The organism is Bacillus cereus, assembly GCF_002577405.1.
GTDB classification, from domain to species: domain Bacteria; phylum Bacillota; class Bacilli; order Bacillales; family Bacillaceae_G; genus Bacillus_A; species Bacillus_A cereus_AU.
The window spans coordinates 1-24,037 of the sequence record NZ_NULR01000011.1 but is presented as its reverse complement, the minus strand read 5'-3'; the positions used below and the strand labels follow the sequence as shown (position 1 = coordinate 24,037).

The following is a 24,037-nucleotide window of genomic DNA, read 5'->3' as shown; positions in this document are numbered from 1 at the left end:
CATAAACTGATTTTTACAAGTAAATTCCATCCGTATTTCAATTGGTTATAAACGAATGCGGAATTATTTTTCGGAAGATGAGCTTTTCATTAGCCAAGAGAGTTTTAAAGATCAAGTCTTCATTTTGAAACTAAAATCGCTTTTATATTAGGCTTCGAATTTTTATGTGGTACAGACATTAGTTGAAAGATAGGTTTTTCCTGTTCTTATTTATATCGTTAACTTGATAATTTATAAATATGAATTTAATGGGGGGATATTATGAAAGATAGCAAACGTTTTAATTTTCACAAGCTTTGGCTAGGACAGTCTATAAGTTTATTAGGTACTCAGTTTACAATAGTAGCTTTGCCGCTTTTTGCATTAGAGGTGTTACAAACAAGTGAAGCAAATGCCGCTATGATTCGCGGGGTTATATTCGTCCCATACCTAATTTTTGGGTTAGTAGCCGGTGCTTTAATAGACATTTTTCATAGGAAAAATGTCTTGTTAATTTGTAGTTTATGTCAAGGAGTATTGTTTTTATCAGTATTCATACTGACTGTAACAAATATTATAACGTTCCCTTTACTGGTATTTATCATGTTTTTAAATGGAATATTCACCACATTTTACAACATTGCCATTCCTTCTTTCTTACCAGAAATACTAACAGATAAAGACAACTTAAAAAAAGGAAATGCTCAACTAGCACTTTCGGAGTCTCTTTCTATAGTAATTGGTCCTATGCTTGCTGGAATCGTCATTACTCTAGTTGGATTAACAGGCTCATTCACTGTTGACGCAGTAACGTATTTTCTTTGTTTTATGTTTGTATTATTTATTTCAAAGTTTAAACCACATACAGAAGGTTCTTTAAAAGACGTAAATTTAAAATCTATATACCAAAACATATATGAAGGTTTGGTATATTTCAAAAAACACCCTGTATTGGAACCAATTGTGACATGTGGTGCTGTTTATGGTTTTTTTAAATACATATTAAATAGCATTTTAGTAATATTCCTTTATAAGGTAATGGGTCTATCTGAAATTGAAATAGGATTTGTTGTAGGTTCAGCAGCGGTGGGATTTTTAATAGGTAATACGATACTCATGAAAAAAAGTCAACAAATTAATAATACAAAAATGCTTATTTATAGTGCCACTGTATCAGTTACCGGTTTGGCTTTTATACCGATAATGGGATATATGGGAACAGTTTACGGAATAGTAGCCGCAAGTATCATACATGGTATGGGAGAAGGTGTATTTGGCCCTTACGCTGCAACTATACGACAACTTGCCTCACCAAATCACATGCTAGGCCGAGTCAATGCTGTACAGCGTACGCTGAATTGGGGAGCTTGGGCATTAGGAAGTTTTGCTAGTGCATTTTTAATTTCTATATTTGGGCTTCAAACTACGTTATTTATAGGGGGATTCGGAACAACATTGTGTTTAGTGGCGTTGTTAAGACGAGGTGTATCAAAAGGAAATGATATTGAATATACGAGTTCATTTTAGAGGAGATGATTATGATGCATAAGGTATTAAAAGGAACTGACATAGAAAATAAAACACACATTTTATTTATAGGGGGATGGACAAAGCCTATACAAGATGCATTAGACAGTGGCTATACTGTTTCGTACATAGGATCGTACGCTAAACACATATATTTTGATGGGACTATCTTAGGAAAATGTTTCTATAAAAAAGAATTAGACACGACAAACATACCCTTGTCTATATACTATGCTGAAGAATTATTCAAAGAGAAACCCTTTGATGTGGTTGTATCTTTCAACGAAACAGCATTAGATACAGCTTGCATAATTGCAAAGATTTTTAATGTTAAAGGGCCTTCTTACAATGCTAATATGATAACTCGCAATAAAGACATGATGCGTGAAATGCTAGCAGGTAAAGACTTTTCGATAGATTCGACAGTTTGCAATAACATTAAAGATATTAATGAATTTTTGAACAAAAAAGATAGTATTATAATAAAGCCCTCGATTGGCGCAGGTGGTAAAGGTGTATCTAAGCTAGACACGGGAGATGACGTAGAGGTATTTATTAAAAAAAATGGTATTGAACTACCTGTTTTAGTGGAAGAGTACATTGAAGGTGATGTAGTTTATACGGTTGAAACCGTTTCGTATAACAAAAAACATTCTATACTAGCGATATCAGCTGAAGTATTTAAAGAAGATACGTTTATAATAAACTATACTATTATGCCGGCACCTATAGATGAATCTCAAAAACAATTAATTATGGAAAAAGTAATGCTATTTTTGGACGACATGCAAATGGAAAATGGCATTACTCATACAGAAATAAAGTTAGACAAACAAAATAAGCCAATAATCATAGAGTCTCAAGTTAGAATAGGTGGCGGCAACATCTGGAAGATGGTGGAACTAACAACTGGCATATCTCAATTTGGATACTATTATGATGCATTAGCTACTGAGAATATAGATGAATTTAGATGTGTACCTTCAAAATGTCAAGCTATGTCTTTAAGCTTAATTCCAAAACCAGGTTGCTTAAAAGAAATCAAGTATAAAGGGTTAGCTAACATATCCGAGGTCGTATTAATTGATCTATTAGTAAAAGAGGGCGACACCATACCAAATATTGTGGATAGTACTCAGCGCAAAGGATGTATATTATTTACGGCTAATGATATAAAACATTTGTACGAGGTTGCAGAGGAGATATGTGACAATATAACGTTTGTTTATCAGGATTTATCAGAATGGAAACCTTCTTTTAAAAAATATATGTAAAAAGAAATGTAGCAAATGACTGGTCTATATAAAAAAGAGAGATTTTGAATTTTCTGATAGTTCTAAACCTAAGCAAGATAATTAACCATCCAATGCAAGAAAGTTTAGGTAGCTAATCGCATATGTTTTATGGAAAGGATGTGATTGAACTATGGAACGGCCGAATTGGGGAATTGGAGGATTAGTATTCGTTGGCTGCATGTTTCTTGGCGGAGGAGTGGGATCTATATTAGGTGATACTCATGCTGGATGGCTAATAGGGATGGGTGCTGGATTTATTGGGATGGCTTTAACGAGACTGATCAGAAAGTAATGTAACTGGGATTCTTCTTCCGGTAAATAAGGAAATATGTAAGTAATTCATGACATAAGAGTTCTATAAATTATAGTTAGCATCTTCTCTTTTGTATTTGTCTTTTCTAAATTTCTCCATACATAGATACGATTCTCACGTTGGAGGATGGCACCTTAGGGTGTCTTTTTTATGCTCTTTAAAAATGTCTTACCATATAATAGCTGAGTTTTGCTTTCAGTCTCCGATGCCCATTAAGCATAAAATAAAAATTCTGCACCATTTAAACTCTGATAACAATTCATACGATCAAGAATAATTGAGTTAATAGCTTTCGGTAGATTGCCATCATCTTTTTTATAATAGAATAGATTCATTACCGTTTCAGACATATGTATGAATTCATATCCTAATAGTAAAAGGGGGGATTTAAGGTATGGCATGTAATGATGAATCAATTTGTCAACAATTTGCAAGAATTATCGGCGGACAAGAAGGATTCGCCGGCGGGAAATGTGTGGCAACGATAAATCGGGATGAAATACAAGCTACAATCTTAGGAAAACGTTTTAGAGTAACAACTTCCTTCTCATTTGAATCACGAGATAATAAAACTGGACGAGCATTATGTCTAGGGCGGGTAGCGCTCTTACAAAAGGAAGTTACAGAATTTGTTGCTGCAATTATTAAACAAGGAATAATCGTTTCGTCTATACACAATGAGTGGTTATGTGATAATCCCAATTTGATTTACATTAATATCGAAGACGTTGATGATCCACTACATTTCGCTAGAAAAGTAAGACGAGCGTTATGTAATTAACAAATTTATTTTGTTAAATGAGTGATTAGTTTAATTAGAATATTTTAGAGTGTCAGATGTTATATTAAGAAAATAAATTTAAGTGAATAGTTTTATAAAATAATAGAGGGCATTCCATATTTGGAATGTCTTTTCTTGTTGGAAATAAATAAAATGATAGGACTTGTAAACAATGGGGAACCGTGATAATATCAAAAACGAACTTATTGACTATATTGTCCAAAAGGTCATTTGGAGGTGGAGATGTGGCAGTAGATCGAAAACATTCTATTATTGAAGCTGCAACAAATTCTTTTTCAACGTTTGGCTATAAGGCAACAACAATGGACCAAGTTGCAAAGTTAGCGAATGTTGGGAAGGGAACGATTTATACGTTTTTCAAAAATAAAGAAGAATTGTTTGGTGAAATCATTTTTAATTTGATTACAGAAATGAAGCAAGTAGCAGAAATGACTATCGATTCAAATGCACCATTTTTTGAAAACGTACATAGTACTTTATATAGTATTTTAGAGTTTCGAAAAGATCATCAACTTATGATTAAGCTTATTCAAGAAGAGCGAGATATGGGAACAAAAGAAGTGCAAGATGTGATGAAGCAACTGGATGCTACAATTATTACGTTTGTTAAATCGTGTCTTGAAGATGCCATTGCTAAAGGTGAAATTATGGAATGTGATCCAGAAATTACAGCATTTATTATGGTTCGTTTGTATGTAGCTCTTATTTTTGATTGGGAAAAACACCATGAACCGTTAGAAAAAGAGCATATTGCTAAACTTTTTGAATTATATTTATTAAAAGGATTGTCAAAATGAGATAATCCTCTTATTATTATAAAATATGACCAATTGAATAATTCGGTCATGTGTCAGTGGGGGAGGAAATGTAAGAAAATACAAACATATACGAGAAGATGAATTGTTCGTTATTTTCTTCTTTTTTTTGCAAAAATTGACTATATGAACAAAGTGGTCAATTATTTAGGAGGAGGAGTAAACAATGCGAGGATTGAAACTGCTTGGAAAAGAGTTTGCTACCATTATGAAAAACAAAAAAATCTTAATTCCAATTATTGCAGTCTTATTTATTCCAGTATTGTACGCTGGTATGTTTTTATGGGCGTTTTGGGATCCATATGATCAATTAGAGGATTTACCAGTTGCAATTGTAAACCTTGATGAAAGTGTAGTGTACAATGGAAAACCGATTGAAGCCGGCAAAGAACTTGTTAATAATTTGAAAGAAAAAGAGGGAGAGGGCTTCAAATGGGAGTTTGTCAGCGAGAAAACAGCAAAAAAAGGAATGGATGATCGCAAATACTACATGACGATTCGCATTCCAAAAGATTTCTCGAAAAATACAACAACATTGATGGATGCAAACCCAAAAAAATCAGAACTAGAGTACATTCCAAATGAAAGCTTAAACTTCTTATCTTCACAAATTGGTGGATCAGCTATTGAAAAAATTAAAGGAGAAGTTTCAGCTGCAGTAACAAAAACATATGCTGAAACAATGTTTGATTCATTACAAGATGTTTCTAAAGGCTTTGCGGATGCGAGTGAAGGTGCTGGTAAGATTTATGATGGCACAGGGAAATTAAAAGACGGTTCTGGGAAAGTAACAGATGGATTGAATAAGATAAATAGTAAGACTGGTGAAATGCAAACGGGTGTTGGAAAACTATTAAGTGGATCTCAGCAAATCGAGGGCGGCTTAGGAAAATCAATAACTGGCTCCCAGCAAATTACGGGAGGTTTAGGACAGTTTGTCGATCCAAAAGGAGAGTTTCAAAGCGGTTTAGGGCAATTATCAGGCGGTTCTAAACAGCTAGCAGATGGGCTTGTTCAATTTCAAGAAGGACAAGGAAAGTTAGATGGTGGAGCAAAAGAAATTCAAAAAGGTATTAATGATTTACATGGTGGTTTAGAAAAATCATCAGCTGGCGTTCAAGAAATGCAAAAGAAATTGCCAGATTTAACAAAAGGAACTGAAAATCTTAGCACAGGTGCTTCCGAGTTAGCGCAGGGTGCAACAAAGTGGCAACAAAAAGCAAATGAGTTAAGTGGTGGCGCTGATAAAACAGCAAAAAGCGCTCAAGACGTTGCGAACGGTTTAGTTGCTTTAAATGAACAAATCAAAAATCTACCTGATGGTGAAGCGAAACAACAATTACAAGCAACTGTTCAACAATTAGAAGCAGGTAGCAAAGGTGTGGCAGCAGGTACAGAACAAGTGTCACAAGGTGTGAAAGGACTTGCTGGAAAAACAGATGAAATTAAAGGCGGTGCTACAAATCTTGCCGGTGGCGCAAATGCGATTCATGCTGGTCAGGTAGCGCTTCAAAATGGTGTTGATCAATTACAAAATGGTCAACAGCAGCTTGTTGCTGGCGCCGGTAAATTAGCAGAAGGTCAACAGTCATTTGTAACGAATTTCGAAGTGTTTGGTGAGAAATTAGGAGAAGCATCAAAAGGTGCAAGTGGTTTAAATAGCGGTTTAAATCAACTGTCTAGTAAAGCAACAGCAGGTCTAGGTCAGTTATATACAGGCTCCAATCAATTAACAGGTGGATTAGGTCAGTTATATACAGGCTCAAACCAACTAGCAGGTGGTTTAGGTGAATTATCTTCTGGTTCAAAACAAATGGCAGACGGTATTAGCCAGTTAGCAGACGGTTCTGGCAAAGTAACAAACGGTCTTGGCGAAGCAAATGACGGTTCAAAAGAACTAGCAACAAAACTTGGCGAAGGCGCTGAGAAAACAAGTGAAACAAAAGGTGACGAAAACAAATATGACATGTTCGCGAGTCCTGTGAAAGTGGAAACTGAGAAAGTAACAGAGGTTCCAAACTACGGAACAGGCTTTACGCCGTACTTCTTATCTCTTGGTTTATTCGTTGGGGCATTGTTATTATCTATCGTGTTCCCATTACGCGAAACAGTTGGTATACCGAAATCAGGATTTAGCTGGTTTATTAGTAAGTTTGGTGTACTACTTGCCGTTGGTGTGATGCAAGCACTTGTGGCAGACGCAGTGTTACTGTTTTGGTTAGGTGTTGAAGTACAAAGTGTCCCATACTTCATATTGTTTAGTATTATTACAAGTTTATCGTTTATTGCGATAGTTCAATTTTTAGTAACAGCTTTCAGCGATGCAGGACGTTTTATTGCAATCTTGACATTGATTATACAATTAACAACAAGTGCGGGTACATTCCCACTGGAGTTAATTCCGAAACCGCTGCAAATCTTTAACGCATGGTTCCCGATGACATATTCTGTATCAGGATTTAAAGCAGTGATTTCAAGCGGAGACTTCAGTTATATGTGGCAAAACGCAGGTATTTTAATGATCTTCATTGTTCTGTTATCACTTGGAACAATTGGTACATTAACTTGGATGCATAAGCGTCAATATGGAAAGCTTGCTGATGGAATTAAATAAAATAAATAAGACGAACAGTCCTTTACTTGATTTTTCTAGTCAAGTGAAGGACTTTTTTATATGTAAGGAAAAAGTATGACGATTACCTTCACGGCAGCTTTACGACTTCCACTCCAATAATCAAAACTCCGAATATTTAAGTATAGAAACAAACTTTAAAACTTTTTCTTATAGAGGTCACCATACATGTCCATCAAGCTAAGATTTTGAAGTACCTCAAAAATGAAACTTTTCTTTCTCTACAGTTAGTTACTTTGAGAAGTCAGCTCTATTTTTCGTTTTGGGGTATTTACTTTTGTTAGCTAGATAGTGATGTGGTGGTACTCTTTATAAAACATGTAATTATTTTTAATCATCAAATTTATTTTTTTATAATATTCAAACCAATTTGTCCATCTGTACGTTTACATAGAACGAAGGGATAAAAATTCAGATACGATTACAATAGGAGGGAATCAAAAAACGTATAGTAAGTATATTTGCAAAGATTCAAACACCCTGTTTACCTGCTGATTTTGCGTGTACCTATGAAAGTTATTCATGTATCTTGAAGATTTATCATGTGAAAAAAATTAATGAGGTGAAGAAATGTTAAAAAAAATGAAATTTAAAGGTGTATTGGTTGTAGCTTTGATGTTTGTTATTATTTTTCCGACTGCCATTTTTGCTTCATTTACTGAAAATAAAAGCTCTATGGTAAAGGAGAGCTTCGATGGAAGTATCACTAACAACTCCCTCGCTATAAGTCCCGATGAGCAGATTGCGATTGTTTCAGATAGTCGCGAACAATCCATCCGTATTTATGACCTTGCTAAAGGTACTTTACGCAAGAAAATCGATGGCTTTGTTACACCGAGAAACATCGTGTTCGTTAACAATGGTTCAGAATTTGTTGTCTCGGACAGTACGCTAGGCACTTTACGATTCTACAACGCAAAAAGCCTAACCTTAAAGGATGAAGTCGTAGTCGGTCCAGGTGCATTCGGCACCAGTGTCAGCCCTGATGGAAAGACGCTGTACGTGAACAATCAGGCACATAGTTCTGTAACCGTTATAGACCTTGAGAAACGCAAACCGACTGCAGTCATCACTGGTTTCTCCCAACCACGCCAAGGTATTACAGTCTCTCCGGATGGAAAATATGTGTTTGTAACAAACTTTAAAGGAGATAAGGTGTCCGTAGTTGATGTAGCGACTAAGAACATCGTACGTGAGATTATTGGTTTCTCTATGATTCGTGGAATCTCCGTGACTGCCGATGGTCAAACATTGTATGCTGCAAACAGCGGTCGTGACAGCATTTCCGTGGTGGACATCTCTCTAGGACAAATCGTTAACGAGGTAAAAGTTGGACGTGAGCCATATGGTGCAGCCTTGTCGCCCGATGGTAAACTGCTTTTTGCAAGCAGCAAGGCGGACAATACTATCGATGTGATCAACGTCTCTGATAACCATGTGATTAAGACAATCGGTGATTTCACAGAACCCCGGCAAGCCATTGTCTTTAGCCAGGACGGAGAACGCGCTTATGTCCTTAATCGTGATCTCTCCATTTCCCGTGTGAATGTAAAAGACTTATCCATCACCGATACGATTCGTGATAAGTCAAACAAATAGGTTCTTGTGCAAAAAAATAGAAATATATGGAAGTTATATCTTAAACTTGGACATACTGATGCTAGTACTCTAAAAAAGGACGTGATCAGTATGTTCAAAACCAGAAAAAATTCATCCATCAATTGTTTGGACTAACAGCATAAAATACAATTCCGCTAGAAATATATGCGCTATATTCTCTTTTATTTTATCTTTGTACCAGAACCCTTCAATATACTTTCTCCAAAATTGGTACTTATCTATCATAAAAACATACATTACTTACTTTGTTTATCTCTAAACCAAATTTTCAATGATTGTTTTAAATTAATATGAATTTTTTAAAAGAAACATATGTTCGCATCCGAATTGATATGATATACTAATAATGTAAATATATTCCGAATTTTCGTATCTGAAATTTCGGATTTGTGAGAGAATAGGTATTAGTATATATAAATGATATAACGATGAATTCATAAAAGAACTAGGGAGGCAGTGAAGATGGCAGTCAGTACATATCAGTTGTTTCAACATCTTAATATAACAGGGGAACAAGAAGAATTAGCGTTGCGTTACTTGCAGACGAGAGATGAAGAAGTTTTAAAACATATAGAACAAACGACGATTCGCGAAAATAAGCGTAGTGATTTTTCTTGGCAGTTTATGAATGATTTTAGGAAAACGTATAAGCAAGATTCTGGGTTTTTTCGGTTATTTTATCATTTGCTAGAGGATCAACTGTTGAATGTTCTTCTCGTGCGTTTTTCATATATGAGTTTTCCAGATATAAAGGTTTATTTCGAAAAAAGCGGTCTTTCATTCGATAGACTTGTAGTATGTGCATGTAAGTATTTAACGAATCTTTCACGTTCTGTAAATGAAGCGGATGTTTTTCTTAGACAATTAATAAAGGAGAATCCGAAATATATAGAAGAGCAGTTACAAGTTATAACAGGACAGCAAAAATTACTTTTACTTCTCGTTATGTTAGATTCAGATTATGAGAGATTTCTACCTTATCGTTCTTTACTGGAAGATGAATTGCAAGAGCAAGCGGAGTATATATTGAGGTTAAGCGGAGCAGAAGAGAAGATTGAAGCAGCCAAAAGGTACGTTCGAGGTGAATCTGTTAGTAAGGTATTAGCTGGTGGGTCTTTACCTGATTTTACTTGGCAGCAAATCTTTCGTATATATCCGCATTCGGATGTTGCAAGAAGATATATGGAATTGTTAATGAAGTGCTCTACTAAAAATTTTATGAATTATGCAATTTCACATGTCAGCCATACTCTTGAACAGTCTGGAAATTACAAAAAAACAAAAGGTTTTTATGCACAATTGTATGAAACAACCCGAGATTTGTGTGAGCAATTTGGTATTTCAGAGGAAAGGTTTTTCGCATATCGCCTTGCGCAGCATCAGTTAGGTATTGTTGATTTTGATCGCGTATATGAATACCAATTGTTGTTTCGTATGGTGGAAGAGCAACCGGAATTTGTGAAGCGTACACTGCAATATGTAAGTAAAAGTCATTACCTTTTTGTATCAATGCTTTTAGCGGAAAAAGGGTACGAGTTACATAGAAACAGAGTACGTGAAGAGTTTTTAACGGTTGTCCTTCAAACGAAATCATCTGACGTACGTGGTACATATCGTGACTATTTATTAGGCAATGTATCATTTGAGGATATGAAGCAACTATTCGAAAGTTCGAAGTATAGAAATAATTACTGGAGAATGCCTGTTTTAGAAATTGCATTACTTTGGGATATAGAGGAAGCAGCAAAGAGAGAAGCGGCTCTTACGCTTCAACTTGGGAGAAATTACAGCTATCACTATAGTTTATACGAACTGCTGCAGCGGTATGCTGCGATGGAGAACTCACCAGAACAGGTGCTAGAAGATCTGATTTCCTACGGTTTATCGATGGAGAAACTCGTTTCTTATTCCATTGAACAAGCTTTCGGGCATAGTGAGAAGCGAGATAAGGCGACGGAGGCACTCGTTCGTTCGTTTGTAAAAGAACGGACATATGTAACGGAGAACTTCGCGGAGTATTCTGCAGATGAACGAATTTTTATTTTGGATGAGTTGACAAAGGATAACGCGGTTCAGACACGTGATCTTCTTATTCAAAGTCTTGGGGATTCTTCTAAAAAGGTACGTATCGCTGCAGTTGAACTTCTTACAAAAGATACGGAAGCTGCAGAAGATGTAGCAAAGGAATTGAATCATAGAAAGAAAGTTGTACGCGAAAATGTAATGCAAACACTTTTATACTATAAATCTGAAAAATATACAAAGCTTGTACAAGAGGCTTTACAAGAAAAGAAAAATGCTTCTTTGATGGAGAAATTTGCTCCATTGCTTAGCGATGGAGACTTAGAAGGAGCATCAGGAAATATAGAAGCTCTTTGCGCACGTATTTTAACGCTGCAAAAAAGGAATGCACTTGTGCAGTGGCTCGAATTTGAACCACAAATTCGTCTTCGGGATTCCGAAACAATTGCAGATGCAATGATTCCACTTGCATATTTTCAGCAGTATATATCAGATTCTGTTATTGAGAAGAAGGAAGTAGCAGAAGCGATTAGCGCTACCCTTAATGAACAAGACTTGAAGGAAAATATACAAGCAATCTATCAGCTATGGGTTTCGCAAGGCGCGGAATCGAAGAAACGCGGTATTCTTTCGCTATATGGTATGTATAGTGATGATGAAATGGCGATGCAGCTCAAAAAGCAGATTGATGAGTGGGCACTCGGCATGCGCGGAGCTATTGCTGCTGCAGCTGTTCAGGCGCTAGCGTTGTCCCCGTCACATATTGGACTTATGTCTATTCATGCGATGTCATTTAAGTATAAACATAAGCAAGTGCGTAATGCTGCGAAAGAAGCGCTGAATCTCGCTGCTAAAACGCGTGGTATTACAGAAGAAGAGTTAGAAGATCAACTTGTTCCACACCTTGGTTTTAATAAACGTGGTGAAAAGACAATTGATTACGGAAGCAGGACGTTTACTGCCTATTTAACTCCTAACTTGAAAATCGAATTAAAGACAGAAGAGGGGAAACGACTGAAGTCGCTTCCGAAACCAAATGCAAAAGATGATGCGGAAAAAGCGGAAAGGGCTAAGGCGGAGTTATCTTCTATAAAGAAACAGCTTCGAGGTATGATTACGATGCAAACTCAGCGTCTTGAAACAGCGCTTTCTCTTAATCGCTATTGGTCACAAAATACATGGCAGTCTCTGTTTGTAGAAAATCCAATCATGCAGCAGTTTGCTATCTCCCTTATTTGGGGTGAGTATAAGGAAGGGAAGTTGCTTGCGATGTTCCGCTATATGGAGGATGGCACATTCAATACGATTGAGGAAGAAGAGCATGAACTTACGCCAGATACCGTTATTGGTTTAATCCATCCGCTAGAATTGTCCGAAGAGGAACGGGAATTATGGAAGGAACAGCTAGATGACTATGAGGTGACTCAGCCATTTCCGCAAATTGACCGTGAAGTATTTCAGGTTGAGGAAAATGAGGAAGTTACTGTGGAGAGGTTTGCTGGTATTGAGATGAATGGTCGTTCGCTGTTTGGTAAGATGACGAAGCACGGTTGGAGCCGTGGATCGGTTCAAGATGCCGGTGTATATTATACATTCTATAAAGAAGATACTCGCGCTGGATTAGGGGCGGAGCTTGCGTTTGAAGGGGCACCGGTTGGGTATGAAGGCGAGGAAGATGTGTGCGTCTTTGAAATTCAATTTTACAAAGCAGGTACGGTGAGCCGTGGTTCATATGACTACGACGAAATTAATCATGAGAAACGTGTTTTACCAAAACAAGTATCGGAACGCTTTTTCAGCGAAATCTTATATGATATAAAACGGGCAACAGAATCGAACCTTGGCCGTGATGAAAACTGGCGCAGTAAGCGATAAGAAAGGAAATGACATATGCAGTCTATTAAACCATTAATGGAAGAATTATATGAAATAGAATTGAATGCGTTAGAAGCGAATGATTCGTTTCCTAAACCACCTAACTGGCGATTGTCACCACGTGCCGTCCGTACGTTTATTATCGGACAAGAAGAACCACTTCTTTTAGAAGGGAAGGAAGTAGAAGTTAGTCGTAAGTTTTATGGGAATGATGCACTTGTGGAACGAGCAATTGTCACATTAGCGGGAAATCGCGGACTTATGTTAATCGGAGAGCCAGGAACAGCAAAGACAATGTTGAGTGAGCTACTTTCTGCTGCGATATGTAGAAATAGCCGCAACACTGTGCAAGGAACAGCTGCTACGATGGAAGATACAATTAAGTACTCGTGGAACTATGCGCTTCTTCTTGCGAAAGGACCTGTAAGAGAGGCGCTTGTGCCAGGGCCACTGTTCGTTGGTATGGAACAAGGGATATTAACTAGATTTGAAGAATTGACGCGATGCCCGCAGGAAGTGCAAGATTCATTAATCAGCGTTCTAAGCGATAAGGTGCTGAATATTCCAGAGTTTGGAGAACAAGGAATTCTTACAGCAAAGCCAGGCTTCAATATTATCGCGACGGCTAACACACGCGATCGCGGTGTGAATGAGATGAGTAGTGCATTGAAGCGTCGTTTTAATTTTGAAACCGTACATCCAATTAAGGATGTAAAACTAGAAGCAAAAATAATAGAGTCACAAGTAACGCGTCTATTAGGAGCGTCGGGTATCACGCCAGAAGTGGATGATACGGTTGTTCAGCTGTTAGCGACTGTTTTTCATGAATTACGAGAAGGTGTAACCGCTGAAGGGAAACGAATTGATCAACCTTCTTCTGTAATGAGTACTGCAGAAGCCGTATCTGTATATTATCAAAGTGCAATGGATGCGTACTATTATGGAAGCGGACAAGTGAAAATGGATGCGCTGGTTCGGTATTTATCGGGCACAATTGCGAAAGAAAATAAGGATGATTTAGAAAAGCTGCGCAGTTATTTTACAAGCATCGTTAGGGCGCGAGGTCAAGTAGGGGGAGAGGTATGGAAGTCGTTTTTCGAAGCTCGCAATCAGCTGAAGTAAATGCATTGTTTCAAAGAGCTTACAATTTAGATCACAACGTCGTATACGTGCCAATTCGCCATCATAGTCCTGCGTGCTCTTTTCATGTACAAAAGATCGTTTCGTTATATAAACCAGATGCAATCCTTATAGAAGGACCGATAGATTGCAACCCTCTTATTCCGCATATTGTGAGTGCAGAAAGTGAGACCCCGATTTGTATATATTGCAGTTATGATGATAAAACGGATGTGCTTGAAAGAGGAGAAAGTGGAAAGTACCGTGCGTACTATCCCTTTCTTGACTATTCACCGGAATTTGTCGCGCTGCGGGAAGGAACTGCACAGAGCATTCCTGTTTCATTTATTGATCTTCCTTATAAAGAATATTTATTTTTAGCGAAAAATGAGGAAGAGAATGGGAAGTATGACGAACAATACTTTCGACATAGTCAATATGTCCGTATGCTTTCGGAAAAAACTGGGTGTCGAAGTTTCCATGAGTTTTGGGAGAAATACTTTGAGTTGCAAGGCTTTCATATGACAAGTGAGGAGTTTGTCCGTCAGTTATTTCATTATTGTTACTATACACGCGCAGATTACACGCAGGAGATGCTGACAGAAGACGGTTGCGAAGCTAGGGAGATACACATGGCCAAGGAAATTGAAAAAGCGCGTAAAGTGTATGATAAGGTGCTTGTTATTACCGGAGGCTTTCATGTGAAAGGACTTCTTGAATTGGAAGGAAAACAGAAAAAACTGTCCAAAAGTCCATTGTCTAAAACATATGCCAAAAACTGTCTTATGCCGTATTCTTTTTTAGAAAGCGATCAGACCCGTGGCTATGAAAGCGGTATGCCTGCACCTGCTTTCTACCAACATATTTGGGAGAACAGGGATGAAGCGGTAGCTGAGCAATTTATGATACGAATTGCTAGGCAGCTAAAGGCAGAAGGTATATCAATAGCAGATGAGATTGAAGCTGCGCGAATGATACGTGAACTTGCGCTACTTCGCGGAAAGATGCAACCGGGATTGTATGAGCTGATGGATGCAGTCCGTAGTGCATTTGTGAAAGGTGAGATATCCTCGGTAGATAAGTCTTTAACGATGCTTCAGACGAGTTTGCAAGGGACAAAGCGAGGCAAAGTGTCAAAAGAAGCGGATGTACCGCCGCTCGTACATGATTTTCGTGCTTCTGTTCGTTCGTTTCGTCTTCCAGCGCGTTCTACTGTACCACACGAGACGATTCTTGACATATATAAGAAAGAACGACACCAGCGTTTAAGTCAATTCTTTCATTGCCTCACTTTTTTAGGAGTTCCATTTTGTGAGAAGTTGCGCGGTCCTAATCTTGCGAGAAAGCAGAACATCAATCTTATGCGCGAAACTTGGAAATATCGTTTTTCAGCACAAGTGGAAAGTGCTCTTATTGATTTATCTGTGTATGGCGGAACGGTGAGGGAAGCCGCACAGGAAATGCTAAGAGCAAAGCTACACAAGGCAAAGGGACGAGCTGGTGAGGTGGCCCTTTTATTACTAGAATCCTACCTAAGTGGTTTGTTTTCCGACTTTTCTATATACATCCAATTTATAGATGAAGCTATACAAGAGGATGGAGATTTTGCTTCAATGGCAGATTGTGCTTACTATTTATCACAAATAGAAAAAGCAAATCAGCAAGCGGATCATGCTAGACATAAAGCGCTTTCGTTATTTTCTGTTTTAGATGGAGGCGAACCAGCAATTATTGCGGAAAAGCTTATCGATTTGTATACAATGCAGCCTGCAGATCAGCAATTTATTGAAGCGTTGGAGCTTTATTTGCAAAAGGAAAAACGAGAAAGCCAAGTAGAGGGAGCAGTATTTGGGCTGTTAACTTCCTTAGCGAAGCGGACGGTAGATGAGGTCATACAAGTGGCAGAAGGATATTTTTATGGAAGTGGCGATATGCAGAAGCAGGCTCCGGTATTTTTGAATGGTTTATTGGCTGGCGCAAAAGATATCTTTTTATATAACGAGTCACTGCTTGACGGGATGTCTCATGTTCTAGAAGTACTTGATGAAGAGACATTTTTACAAGTGTTGCCGCACTTGCGCCTTTTGTTCAGCCAATTCACGCCGCTTGAGGTGGATACGATTGCTAGACAGGTGGCCCGGTTATATGGCGCGACAGAAGAAGTGATAAAAGAAGAAGCAATTTCAGAAGATGCGCTCGCGTATGCAATACAATTAGATCGGAAAGCACGGGAGATTTTAATGAGACGGGGGCTAGAAGATGGAGAATAACATTTCTTTAAATCGCTGGCGTCTTGTCCTTGGAAAATATGCGGATGACCAAATCACATTTCAGGAAGAAAACCATGCATACAGGGAAATGGATGAGGTGCTGGAATTTTTATACGAACGGGAACGCGGAGAGGAACGTGGCGGGTCGCTGGATCCTTCTCAGTTAACAGTGCCTACTTGGGTTTCGAAAGTGCGGGAGTTATTTCCTCAAGAAACAATTGAAATTATGGAAAATCATGCGCTGGAAAAGTATGAATTAACGGCTCTATTACAAGATAAACAAACACTTGAAAAAATGGAGCCGAATATGAATTTATTAAAATGTATTTTGCAATTTAAGGATTATGTAAAGCCGGATGTATTAGACACAGCTAAACGTATTGTAGCGAAAGTCGCTGAGGAGTTACGCCGTAATTTAGAGCAAGAAGTGAAGCATGCTTTAAGCGGTAGACCGGACCGGAATCGCTCTAGCCGAGTGCGCATGATGCGTAACTTTGATTTTAAGAAAACGATTCGAAAGAACTTAAAGCATTTTGACAAGGAAACGAGCACCATTCATATTGAAAAACCATACTTTTATGCTGCGACAAAGCATGTTAGCCTATGGCGTGTGATCCTTGCAGTAGACGAGAGCGGAAGTATGATTGATTCTGTTATTCATAGTGCAGTTATGGCAGGCATTTTTGCAAGTTTACCGACGATTAAGACAGATCTGTTCATCTTTGATACAGCTGTTGTTGATTTAACGGATCGTATTGAAGACCCGGTGGAAACGCTTATGAGTGTACAGCTTGGGGGAGGTACATATATTGCTCAGGCGCTGCGCTACGCAACGAATAAAATCGAGATGCCTCATAAAACAATTGTCGTGCTTGTAACGGATTTATATGAAGGTGGCAGTTACGCTGAAATGTACCGAGAAGCGATGAAGATTGTAGAATCAGGAGCAAAACTGATTGTGCTTACTTCTCTTGATCCGACTGCACAGCCTTTTTATGATAAACAGGCAGCTAAAAAAATGGCGGCGCTCGGTGCTCATGTAGCCGCGTTAACACCAGGGAGGTTGGCACAGTGGATCGCAACAATCATTTCTTAAATGTTCTTTCCTCTATTGATGAAACATATTTAATCGCCATGTCCAACAAAGGAACATATAAGAGAGCAGTGAAGGATTTGGCTGTTGCAACAAATATCAAAATGGACGTAGAAGAGGGTGCAGCGCAAGTACATCTTGATGATGAAACTACTGTAACGTTTACGGGAGATATACGCAGTTACTCCTGCACTTGTGAAGCACGCTCGATTTGTAAGCATGTCATTATGGCTTTATTAGAAGCAAAGAAGATGTATGAAGGTGAAGAGAACATAAAAGTTGATTTCTCTGCCCTTTTGAATGTGGACGTTCGCAATATCGTCCCCGAAAAAATGTGGGCTGAAATGATGTTCCGCGAAACATTTCAGCAAAAGTTTGTTTTGGAAGAAGAGGGTGCTTTAATTACCTCCTTTCCAGAAGAAGATATAACGGTTCGTTTTCTGACAGCTGAATCGGTAGCTGATGCGATTTGTACATGTAAAGCAGAGGGAATATGCCGGCATAAGGCGGAAGCGATATATTGGTATCAAAAAGAGAGAGGAATTTCGCATGAAACGAAACAGATGCAGCCTCTTATTATTGCACCGGATAAGCTATCTATTTTCAAAGAGATGATTGAGCAAATTGTTCACTTTGGATTAACACGTCTTACCGAAAATACAATCTATGAAATAGAACAACTTTCTGTAAAAGCGCGTTCTTTGAAACTAGCAAAGTTAGAAAATTTATTTCGTAAGCTGGGGGCCGATATTAGGCTATACAGGATGAAACATGCATCTTTTCAAATGGCATCCTATCGGCAAACGCTGTCCGCGATTTATGAATACATTGTGTTGTTAGAACGTCACCGTCTGCAAGAGAGTCCGTTTCGTTCGGAATACTATGAAGTTCCACCGCTTACTTTGCATGCCTTTGGCGCATCCGGCTGGCAAACGAAGTCCGGTTATGTTGGTGTGACATATTATTTCTATAATCGAGAACAGGAAAAGTGGATCACATACACACAGTCACGCCCCATGTTTTATGAAGGGGGCAACACAACTTCTGAAGAGCTCCATGAAAAGCAAGTTCCATGGGAAATTGCAGGGAAAGGATACGAATTGTCTCGTTCATCTTTCGGGTTAAAGCATGCAAAACTTAACGCCGATTTTCAACTGTCATCTAGCTCACAGACGGTAGGAGAAGTGGAAGGGAAAACAAATGTGGCAGAGTGGCAATCTCTCTTTTTAACCTCATGGGAAGACTTACTAAAAAAAGTAAAAGAGAACAGGTTAGAGACAAATAAACAGGGAGTCTTTTGTATCGAAGTTGCGGAAATAGGAGATTGGCTGTTTCAGAAGCAAGAACAAAAATGGATCGTACCTCTTATCGATAAGAATGGTAAAACATTGCAAATGCAAATGATGAAACGACCAGAAAACGAGCGGATGATTCGACTTGTAAAAATATATTTGGACTCGCTATATGTAAAGAAAATGTTAGTCCATCCTTATCAAGAAGGAACGAAGCTCGTTGTTACACCTGTTATTTTATATACAGAAACAGGAGAAGTTATAAATATTACACTCAATGAAGGGGAAACGTTTTATGATAGAGTTAGTACGCATAATCGATGAATTAGAACAAGTTCTAGATGAGATGCTTATTTCAGGAGCGGGGACTATACCACTTTCTTTGTTCCATGATATAAAACGGGAATGCGAAAAGTACGGACTAACTTATGCTGCCGTGCAGCTGCTTGTCATAGAGGAAGAACGAAACAAAGCCCGCTTTCTTCATAAAGAAGAAACAGGGAAATTGACGGAAGCGTTTTGCAAGTTGCAGGAATATATTCAAGTTGTAAAGGCTGAAATGCTACATTTATAAAGATGTGATTGAATAGGAATTTAATTTATCCCGTATTAACGGGCAATAAAATTCCCACCTCAAGATTTAGAGAGACATGAGGAAGATAGGTAGGAGAGGAACTGTCCGTAAAAGCCCGAATGGTTCAACTAATAATGAGTGGGGAATGAAGAATCCCCCACTCATTACAGTTTCGCTTTATTCATCATATTAGCAGTGGAGAACAAGTAATCGGAATACTCAAGCCTAGACACCCTGACTTTGGAGAAACTTTCTAAACACCTAATCAGTATTTATCGAAAGTCCTTTCGGATAAGAAATCTGTTGATTTGTTATAAAAACGATTATTAAGCCGTTGTAAACCAATAAACGGAAAAATAACTTTCTTCCGTTTCCATAACAAAAAATTCATCATTCCATTCTGGTTCATAAGCATAAGCAATTCGGATTCCTTCAATAGGGAACTCGATAGGTTTAATAAGTGGGGCATATCTGTTTCTCAATTCTGTGAATTCTTCTTGGGATATTGTTTTCAGTTCTTCTTGTTCAGCTCTAAATTTTTCTTCGAATTCCCAAATAGGCATATCTTCAACGTGTTTTCCTTTATACCAAAACCAATGCGTATTTCTTCGTTCAATGAATTGGCATGTTGCTGCAAAATCTTCCAAGGTTTTAATCGTGTCGTAACTGTTTTTTCCTTTGCTATGTTCAAAAACATATATTGTCTCTTCACCACAGCTTGATAATTCATCATCTTCTATTACAAAATATTTCATATGTAACATCTCCTAGCTTCTTGTCTTGTAAATAATCAATCTTTTTCTATACCATATTGAACAAGAATAAAAACTAAAAAACTGTTTTGGTAATGGATTTTATGTAGCAAGTATATTCACTGTGTTTTTAAATAAATTACATGATTAATAGATTGAAAATAAACATACTAAAATTAGTCAAGTAGTGTTAGAAAAACATTAGAAGTACTGAATTTGATACTTACTTAAAAATAACACTTTTGGAACAGTTTCACCATTCATTTAGATATTAATGGAATTATATTTAATGTAAATTCTGTTAAAATATTCTATTTCCCCTTATGTAAAAGTAATTCATATAAAAGGAAAAAATTGAAAGGTTGGATCAAAATGATTAGTGGCTTAAAAAAAGCTGCCGTATCTTCATTAAAAGACAAATGGGGATTGGCGGTATTGTCATCGTTTCTTTATCATATTATTTCTAGGGTTTGTATGCTAATTATAGGATTTCCACTGTTGTTCCTGGGTATCTTATTAAGTGAAACAATGAATGCTAGTTATTCCATTACAGGAGACGAAAAATTAAATGCAGCAGGTGCTTTTTCTTATTTACTTGTTTTGGTTGTTCTATTTATTTGTTTAGTAGGTGTACAAGGCGTTATGAATTATGGGTATCTTAAAGTTACATTGCGTTTAGATCTATAAAGGTGACTACTTTAATGACTGTATACACACTTTTATGGAGTGTATTATTAATTGTACCAGGTATTATAAAATTTATCTCTTATTCTATGGCTTACTATATTTTGTTAGATCATCCAGAATATACGGCGAGTGAAGCAATTAAAAAGAGCCAAGTACTGATGAAAGGACATAAATTAGATTTATTTCTACTATCGTTAAGTTTTATCGGGTGGTTTATTTTAGGGGTTATCATCGGATTTTTCACATTTGGTATCCCGTTTCTTTGGATCTTTCCATACTACATTACAACAGTATCGCATTTCTACTTGAAAATAGTGAATAGAGATACTGTTATGGAGGAAAAAACAGTTATCTAGAAGGAGAATATAGTTTGTTTTATATTGCTACACGAGGATAGTATAATTTACGAAGAAACTTTGCTGGTAAAGAATTAGTAGATACCTAGGGTTTTGAGAAAGACGGTAATTTTACACATTTTCAATATGAAGATGTCGATTTTCTTGTTTTTGGATGGTTGTTTTCTCGAGAATAAAAAACACTCTTAAACTGCTAAGGAAAGGAGTCAAGAGTGTTTTTATTCTTTCTATTGTTTTAGAAATTATCCCATTATGTCCACTGCATCACTAATTTTATCTTTTGAAAAACACTTTATTTCTATAATAAAATATAATTATTAAGTCGAAAGTAACGATAGTGATTAGAAGTAACAAGTGTATAAGTGCATCAGTTTTCCCATGTTGTAAAGACTTTATAAAGAAACCCCATTCTTCTTCATAGGGAGGCTCTACCCAATTTCGTTGTAGTCCTAAAATCATTCCGTTTATAAAAAAGACAATACTGAATAGGATTCTTCCAACTAATATGGCAACTACTTTTATATTCCAATGCTTGATCTTGATTATATAAAGGATTGGAAATAGTATAAGCACCCAAAACAACAAAATATAGACTGTATTCATCATTTTTTACTCCTCGCAAAATGATTGCTTCTTAATCTAGATGAATTTTCAGGGTGTATGGTACTTGCGAAAAAAGGAGTCAGAATCCCGGCTCCTTTTTTCTATCTCTCCGTCTCAAAAAACTCAATCCATTCTCCATCAGGGCCAGCGAAAAATATGTAACGTGTTCCATCTGGTAATGTTTCGATTTCTTCTCCTAGTAAAAAGGTTACGCCGTGTTTCTGTAGTCTTTCAATTTCATCTTCTAATGAATCTACTTTAAAGCAAATGTGATGCACTTTTCCTTCTGCCGGAAGGGAAGAGTTATAACCTTCAATGAGTTCAAGTATCGTTTCCTTCGATTCTTCCACACCTAAAAAAGCGAGTTTTAAGTTTGGGTTTGGATGTCCCATACGTTTAATAAGCTGTAAGCCAACTACTTTTTCATAAAATGAAATAGATGTTTCTAAATCTGCAACCATAAGTCCTACGTGTTCAATTCTTCTAACTGGCATGTAGATTCCTTCTTTCTGAAAATTATATATAAAATAATATTGAAAATTAAGAAAATAAGCAAGATATAATTGTTACAATTTTTAGGGTGTTATATGGTATAGTGAGAAAGTATGTTTGGGGAGAAGGAAGGAGATTATACGATGAATACACCTACTCAAACTCCTTCATTATCGGAAACGATGAAAGAGTGGCATTATGCATTAGCGTATGAAATTAAACATTGGAAAACGATTGGCGGTAGTAAAATTTCTATCATGAACGGTCGTTTTTTATATACAGATTATGAGAATACAGTATACGTATTTCAGCTTATTTCGGAAGTAAGCTTACCTGAAGGTTCACCAATTCGAATTGAGTTCGATGGTGAGGAAGCGACAGGGGAAGTATTATCTGTACATGGATTAGAAATAGAACTGAAATTAAATGATTATATACAAGGTGAAATACGAGAAGCGGTTTTATATAGTGAACCGTGGCAACTTTTAGAACAGCTACAAGAGCGATTAAAAGAAGCTCGTCAAGATAAGCAAAGACGTCAACGAATTAAACGTTTAGTAGAGGGAACGAGCAGTCCGAAGCATCTTGAGAAGATGAAAAATCCGAAAAATGAATTGGCGTATCGTTCTTTTTACAATCCGACAACGTACGTGTGGGGACCACCTGGAACAGGGAAGTCGTACAATTTATCACGTATTATTTCGGCTCATTATCAAAAAGGAAAATCAGTACTTGTGTTAGCTCATAGTAATGCGGCTGTTGACGTATTAATGAGTGAAGTAACGAAGCAAATTGAGAAGAAAAAGAAATGGACGCCTGGCGAAATCGTTCGTTACGGTTATAGTCAACATGAGCATATACGAAATCATGAAACGTTACTCGCGTCGAAGTTAGTTGAAACGACGAACGGGTCATGGGGAGAAGAAAGGCTCTATTTGGAAGAAACACGCCAAGAGCTTCGTGAAAAGATTTTATCGTATAAGGCAACGTCCTCTGATAAGAAACGTATGCAGGAGATTGAAAGCGATCTTCGAAAACAACGAGCGAAAATTAAAGAAGTAGAAAAAGAATACATTGAAAATGCACAAGTAATCGGTGCAACTTTATCGAAATGTGCCATTGATTCACTTATTTATGAGCGTACATTTGATTTAGTTGTCGTAGATGAAGTGAGTATGGCGTTCGTTCCGCAAATTGCATTGGCTGCTTCACTTGGAAAACGTATCGTCGTTTGTGGTGACTTTTTACAGTTACCTCCGATTGCGATGGCAAACCATGAACTCGTTCGAAAATGGCTCGGCGAAGATATGTTTTACCATGCCGGGATTGTTGATTCTGTAAATAAATCAGAAGCACATCCGAACCTTTTCATGCTGCAGGAACAAAGACGTATGCATGCGGATATATCGAAGTTTACAAACTCATTTATTTATAAAAATAGAGTATACGATCATCCGTCTGTTTCAGAACGGAAAGAACTTGCGCAATTGCAGCCGTTCGCAAATGAGGCGAGTGTTTTATTTGATACGAGTTTAATGGGAGCATTTTCGTTAAAAGACGCGGCTTCTGGTTCTCGTTTTAACATTATGTCTGGTTTAGTAGCGATGCAAATGATGTTAATCGGACTGTTAGACGGTGTTCAATCGATTGGTGTTGTTACACCTTACAGGGCACAATCCCGCTTTTTATCAACGTGTATTCGGGAAATGTTGCAAAAAACGAAGTATCATCACATACCAGTATTAGCGGCAACGGTTCATAAGTTCCAAGGGTCTGAAAGAGATATGATGATATTTGATACGGTGGATAGTTATCCGCAAGAACGCCCTGGCGTGTTATTCTTCGACCATAAAAACCATCGCCTCGTCAATGTAGCGGTAACGAGAGCAAGAGGGTAACTAACTGTTACGATTTATTTA

General features: G+C 37.4%; 16 protein-coding genes and 2 pseudogenes. 15 read left to right on the top strand and 3 right to left on the bottom strand.

All coding sequences use genetic code 11. The features are described from left to right. The first annotated feature begins 261 nt into the window (after positions 1–261). The 13 genes from COC96_RS14435 (at position 262) to COC96_RS14380 (ending at position 19,228) form a co-directional block, all read left to right on the top strand. Positions 262–1,506, top strand: coding sequence for an MFS transporter (locus tag COC96_RS14435; RefSeq protein ID WP_088229621.1), 1,245 nt, complete (start codon positions 262–264; stop codon positions 1,504–1,506). Positions 1,507–1,520: 14 nt separating this feature from the next. Then, positions 1,521–2,780, top strand: coding sequence for an ATP-grasp domain-containing protein (locus COC96_RS14430; protein ID WP_142340003.1), 1,260 nt, complete (start codon positions 1,521–1,523; stop codon positions 2,778–2,780). Positions 2,781–2,931: 151 nt separating this feature from the next. Continuing rightward, positions 2,932–3,093: a hypothetical protein gene (locus COC96_RS27580; protein WP_000441003.1), complete on the top strand. Its 162-nt coding sequence runs from the start codon at positions 2,932–2,934 to the stop codon at positions 3,091–3,093. Between the two features lie 415 nt (positions 3,094–3,508). Beyond that, positions 3,509–3,895 carry a DUF1259 domain-containing protein gene (locus tag COC96_RS14425; protein WP_098768959.1) on the top strand — a complete coding sequence of 129 codons (387 nt, stop codon included), beginning with the start codon at positions 3,509–3,511 and terminating at the stop codon, positions 3,893–3,895. Positions 3,896–4,140: 245 nt separating this feature from the next. After that, positions 4,141–4,713 (top strand): TetR/AcrR family transcriptional regulator, encoded by a 573-nt coding sequence (locus COC96_RS14420; protein WP_098269307.1) that lies wholly within the window; start codon positions 4,141–4,143, stop codon positions 4,711–4,713. A gap of 184 nt (positions 4,714–4,897) precedes the next feature. Then, on the top strand, positions 4,898–7,345 hold the full coding sequence (locus COC96_RS14415; protein WP_098768958.1) for a YhgE/Pip domain-containing protein: 2,448 nt from the start codon (positions 4,898–4,900) through the stop codon (positions 7,343–7,345). A gap of 588 nt (positions 7,346–7,933) precedes the next feature. After that, positions 7,934–8,962 (top strand): WD40 repeat domain-containing protein, encoded by a 1,029-nt coding sequence (locus tag COC96_RS14410; RefSeq protein WP_098768957.1) that lies wholly within the window; start codon positions 7,934–7,936, stop codon positions 8,960–8,962. Positions 8,963–9,445: 483 nt separating this feature from the next. Then, entirely contained in the window at positions 9,446–12,880 is a 3,435-nt protein-coding gene (locus COC96_RS14405; protein ID WP_098768956.1) for a DUF4132 domain-containing protein, read from the top strand. A 15-nt stretch (positions 12,881–12,895) separates the two neighbouring features. Continuing rightward, a complete protein-coding gene (locus COC96_RS14400) occupies positions 12,896–14,002 on the top strand; it encodes an ATP-binding protein (RefSeq protein ID WP_098768955.1) in 1,107 nt (368 codons plus the stop codon). Then, a complete protein-coding gene (locus COC96_RS14395) occupies positions 13,963–16,269 on the top strand; it encodes a DUF5682 family protein (RefSeq protein WP_098768954.1) in 2,307 nt (768 codons plus the stop codon). The genes COC96_RS14400 and COC96_RS14395 overlap by 40 nt, the downstream gene beginning before the upstream one ends. Further along, positions 16,259–17,365 (top strand): VWA domain-containing protein, encoded by a 1,107-nt coding sequence (locus COC96_RS14390; protein WP_098768953.1) that lies wholly within the window; start codon positions 16,259–16,261, stop codon positions 17,363–17,365. Before COC96_RS14395 ends, COC96_RS14390 begins: the two co-directional genes overlap by 11 nt. Then, positions 17,341–18,978, top strand: a complete 1,638-nt coding sequence (locus COC96_RS14385) for an SWIM zinc finger family protein (protein WP_098768952.1) — start codon at positions 17,341–17,343, stop codon at positions 18,976–18,978. The genes COC96_RS14390 and COC96_RS14385 overlap by 25 nt, the downstream gene beginning before the upstream one ends. Continuing rightward, complete coding sequence (locus COC96_RS14380) at positions 18,950–19,228, top strand: hypothetical protein (protein ID WP_088229611.1); 279 nt, start codon at positions 18,950–18,952, stop codon at positions 19,226–19,228. The genes COC96_RS14385 and COC96_RS14380 overlap by 29 nt, the downstream gene beginning before the upstream one ends. A 326-nt stretch (positions 19,229–19,554) precedes the next feature. Here COC96_RS14380 and COC96_RS14375 read toward each other — a convergent pair whose 3' ends face one another. Beyond that, positions 19,555–19,983 (bottom strand): hypothetical protein, encoded by a 429-nt coding sequence (locus COC96_RS14375; RefSeq protein WP_098768951.1) that lies wholly within the window; start codon positions 19,981–19,983, stop codon positions 19,555–19,557. Positions 19,984–20,352: 369 nt separating this feature from the next. Here COC96_RS14375 and COC96_RS14370 point away from each other — a divergent pair. After that, positions 20,353–21,023: pseudogene (locus COC96_RS14370) on the top strand (DUF975 family protein). Between the two features lie 273 nt (positions 21,024–21,296). Here the strand turns inward: COC96_RS14370 and COC96_RS14365 are convergent. Then, a complete protein-coding gene (locus COC96_RS14365) occupies positions 21,297–21,629 on the bottom strand; it encodes a hypothetical protein (protein WP_098768950.1) in 333 nt (110 codons plus the stop codon). Between the two features lie 98 nt (positions 21,630–21,727). Then, a complete protein-coding gene (locus COC96_RS14360) occupies positions 21,728–22,120 on the bottom strand; it encodes a VOC family protein (protein WP_088229606.1) in 393 nt (130 codons plus the stop codon). Positions 22,121–22,231: 111 nt separating this feature from the next. On the opposite strand from COC96_RS14360, the pseudogene COC96_RS14355 reads away from it, so the two are divergent. Beyond that, a pseudogene (locus COC96_RS14355) lies at positions 22,232–24,013 on the top strand (DEAD/DEAH box helicase); the annotation flags it as partial. Positions 24,014–24,037 lie beyond the last annotated feature (24 nt).

What these genes read in the sequence shown, in the direction of transcription:
- COC96_RS14435 (WP_088229621.1), top strand. Translation starts at nt 262, where the DNA reads ATGAAAGATAGCAAACGTTTTAATTTTCACAAGCTTTGGCTAGGACAG.
- COC96_RS14430 (WP_142340003.1), top strand. Translation starts at nt 1,521, where the DNA reads ATGCATAAGGTATTAAAAGGAACTGACATAGAAAATAAAACACACATT.
- COC96_RS27580 (WP_000441003.1), top strand. Translation starts at nt 2,932, where the DNA reads ATGGAACGGCCGAATTGGGGAATTGGAGGATTAGTATTCGTTGGCTGC.
- COC96_RS14425 (WP_098768959.1), top strand. Translation starts at nt 3,509, where the DNA reads ATGGCATGTAATGATGAATCAATTTGTCAACAATTTGCAAGAATTATC.
- COC96_RS14415 (WP_098768958.1), top strand. Translation starts at nt 4,898, where the DNA reads ATGCGAGGATTGAAACTGCTTGGAAAAGAGTTTGCTACCATTATGAAA.
- COC96_RS14410 (WP_098768957.1), top strand. Translation starts at nt 7,934, where the DNA reads ATGTTAAAAAAAATGAAATTTAAAGGTGTATTGGTTGTAGCTTTGATG.
- COC96_RS14405 (WP_098768956.1), top strand. Translation starts at nt 9,446, where the DNA reads ATGGCAGTCAGTACATATCAGTTGTTTCAACATCTTAATATAACAGGG.
- COC96_RS14400 (WP_098768955.1), top strand. Translation starts at nt 12,896, where the DNA reads ATGCAGTCTATTAAACCATTAATGGAAGAATTATATGAAATAGAATTG.
- COC96_RS14395 (WP_098768954.1), top strand. Translation starts at nt 13,963, where the DNA reads ATGGAAGTCGTTTTTCGAAGCTCGCAATCAGCTGAAGTAAATGCATTG.
- COC96_RS14390 (WP_098768953.1), top strand. Translation starts at nt 16,259, where the DNA reads ATGGAGAATAACATTTCTTTAAATCGCTGGCGTCTTGTCCTTGGAAAA.
- COC96_RS14380 (WP_088229611.1), top strand. Translation starts at nt 18,950, where the DNA reads ATGATAGAGTTAGTACGCATAATCGATGAATTAGAACAAGTTCTAGAT.
- COC96_RS14375 (WP_098768951.1), bottom strand. Translation starts at nt 19,983, where the DNA reads ATGAAATATTTTGTAATAGAAGATGATGAATTATCAAGCTGTGGTGAA.
- COC96_RS14365 (WP_098768950.1), bottom strand. Translation starts at nt 21,629, where the DNA reads ATGATGAATACAGTCTATATTTTGTTGTTTTGGGTGCTTATACTATTT.
- COC96_RS14360 (WP_088229606.1), bottom strand. Translation starts at nt 22,120, where the DNA reads ATGCCAGTTAGAAGAATTGAACACGTAGGACTTATGGTTGCAGATTTA.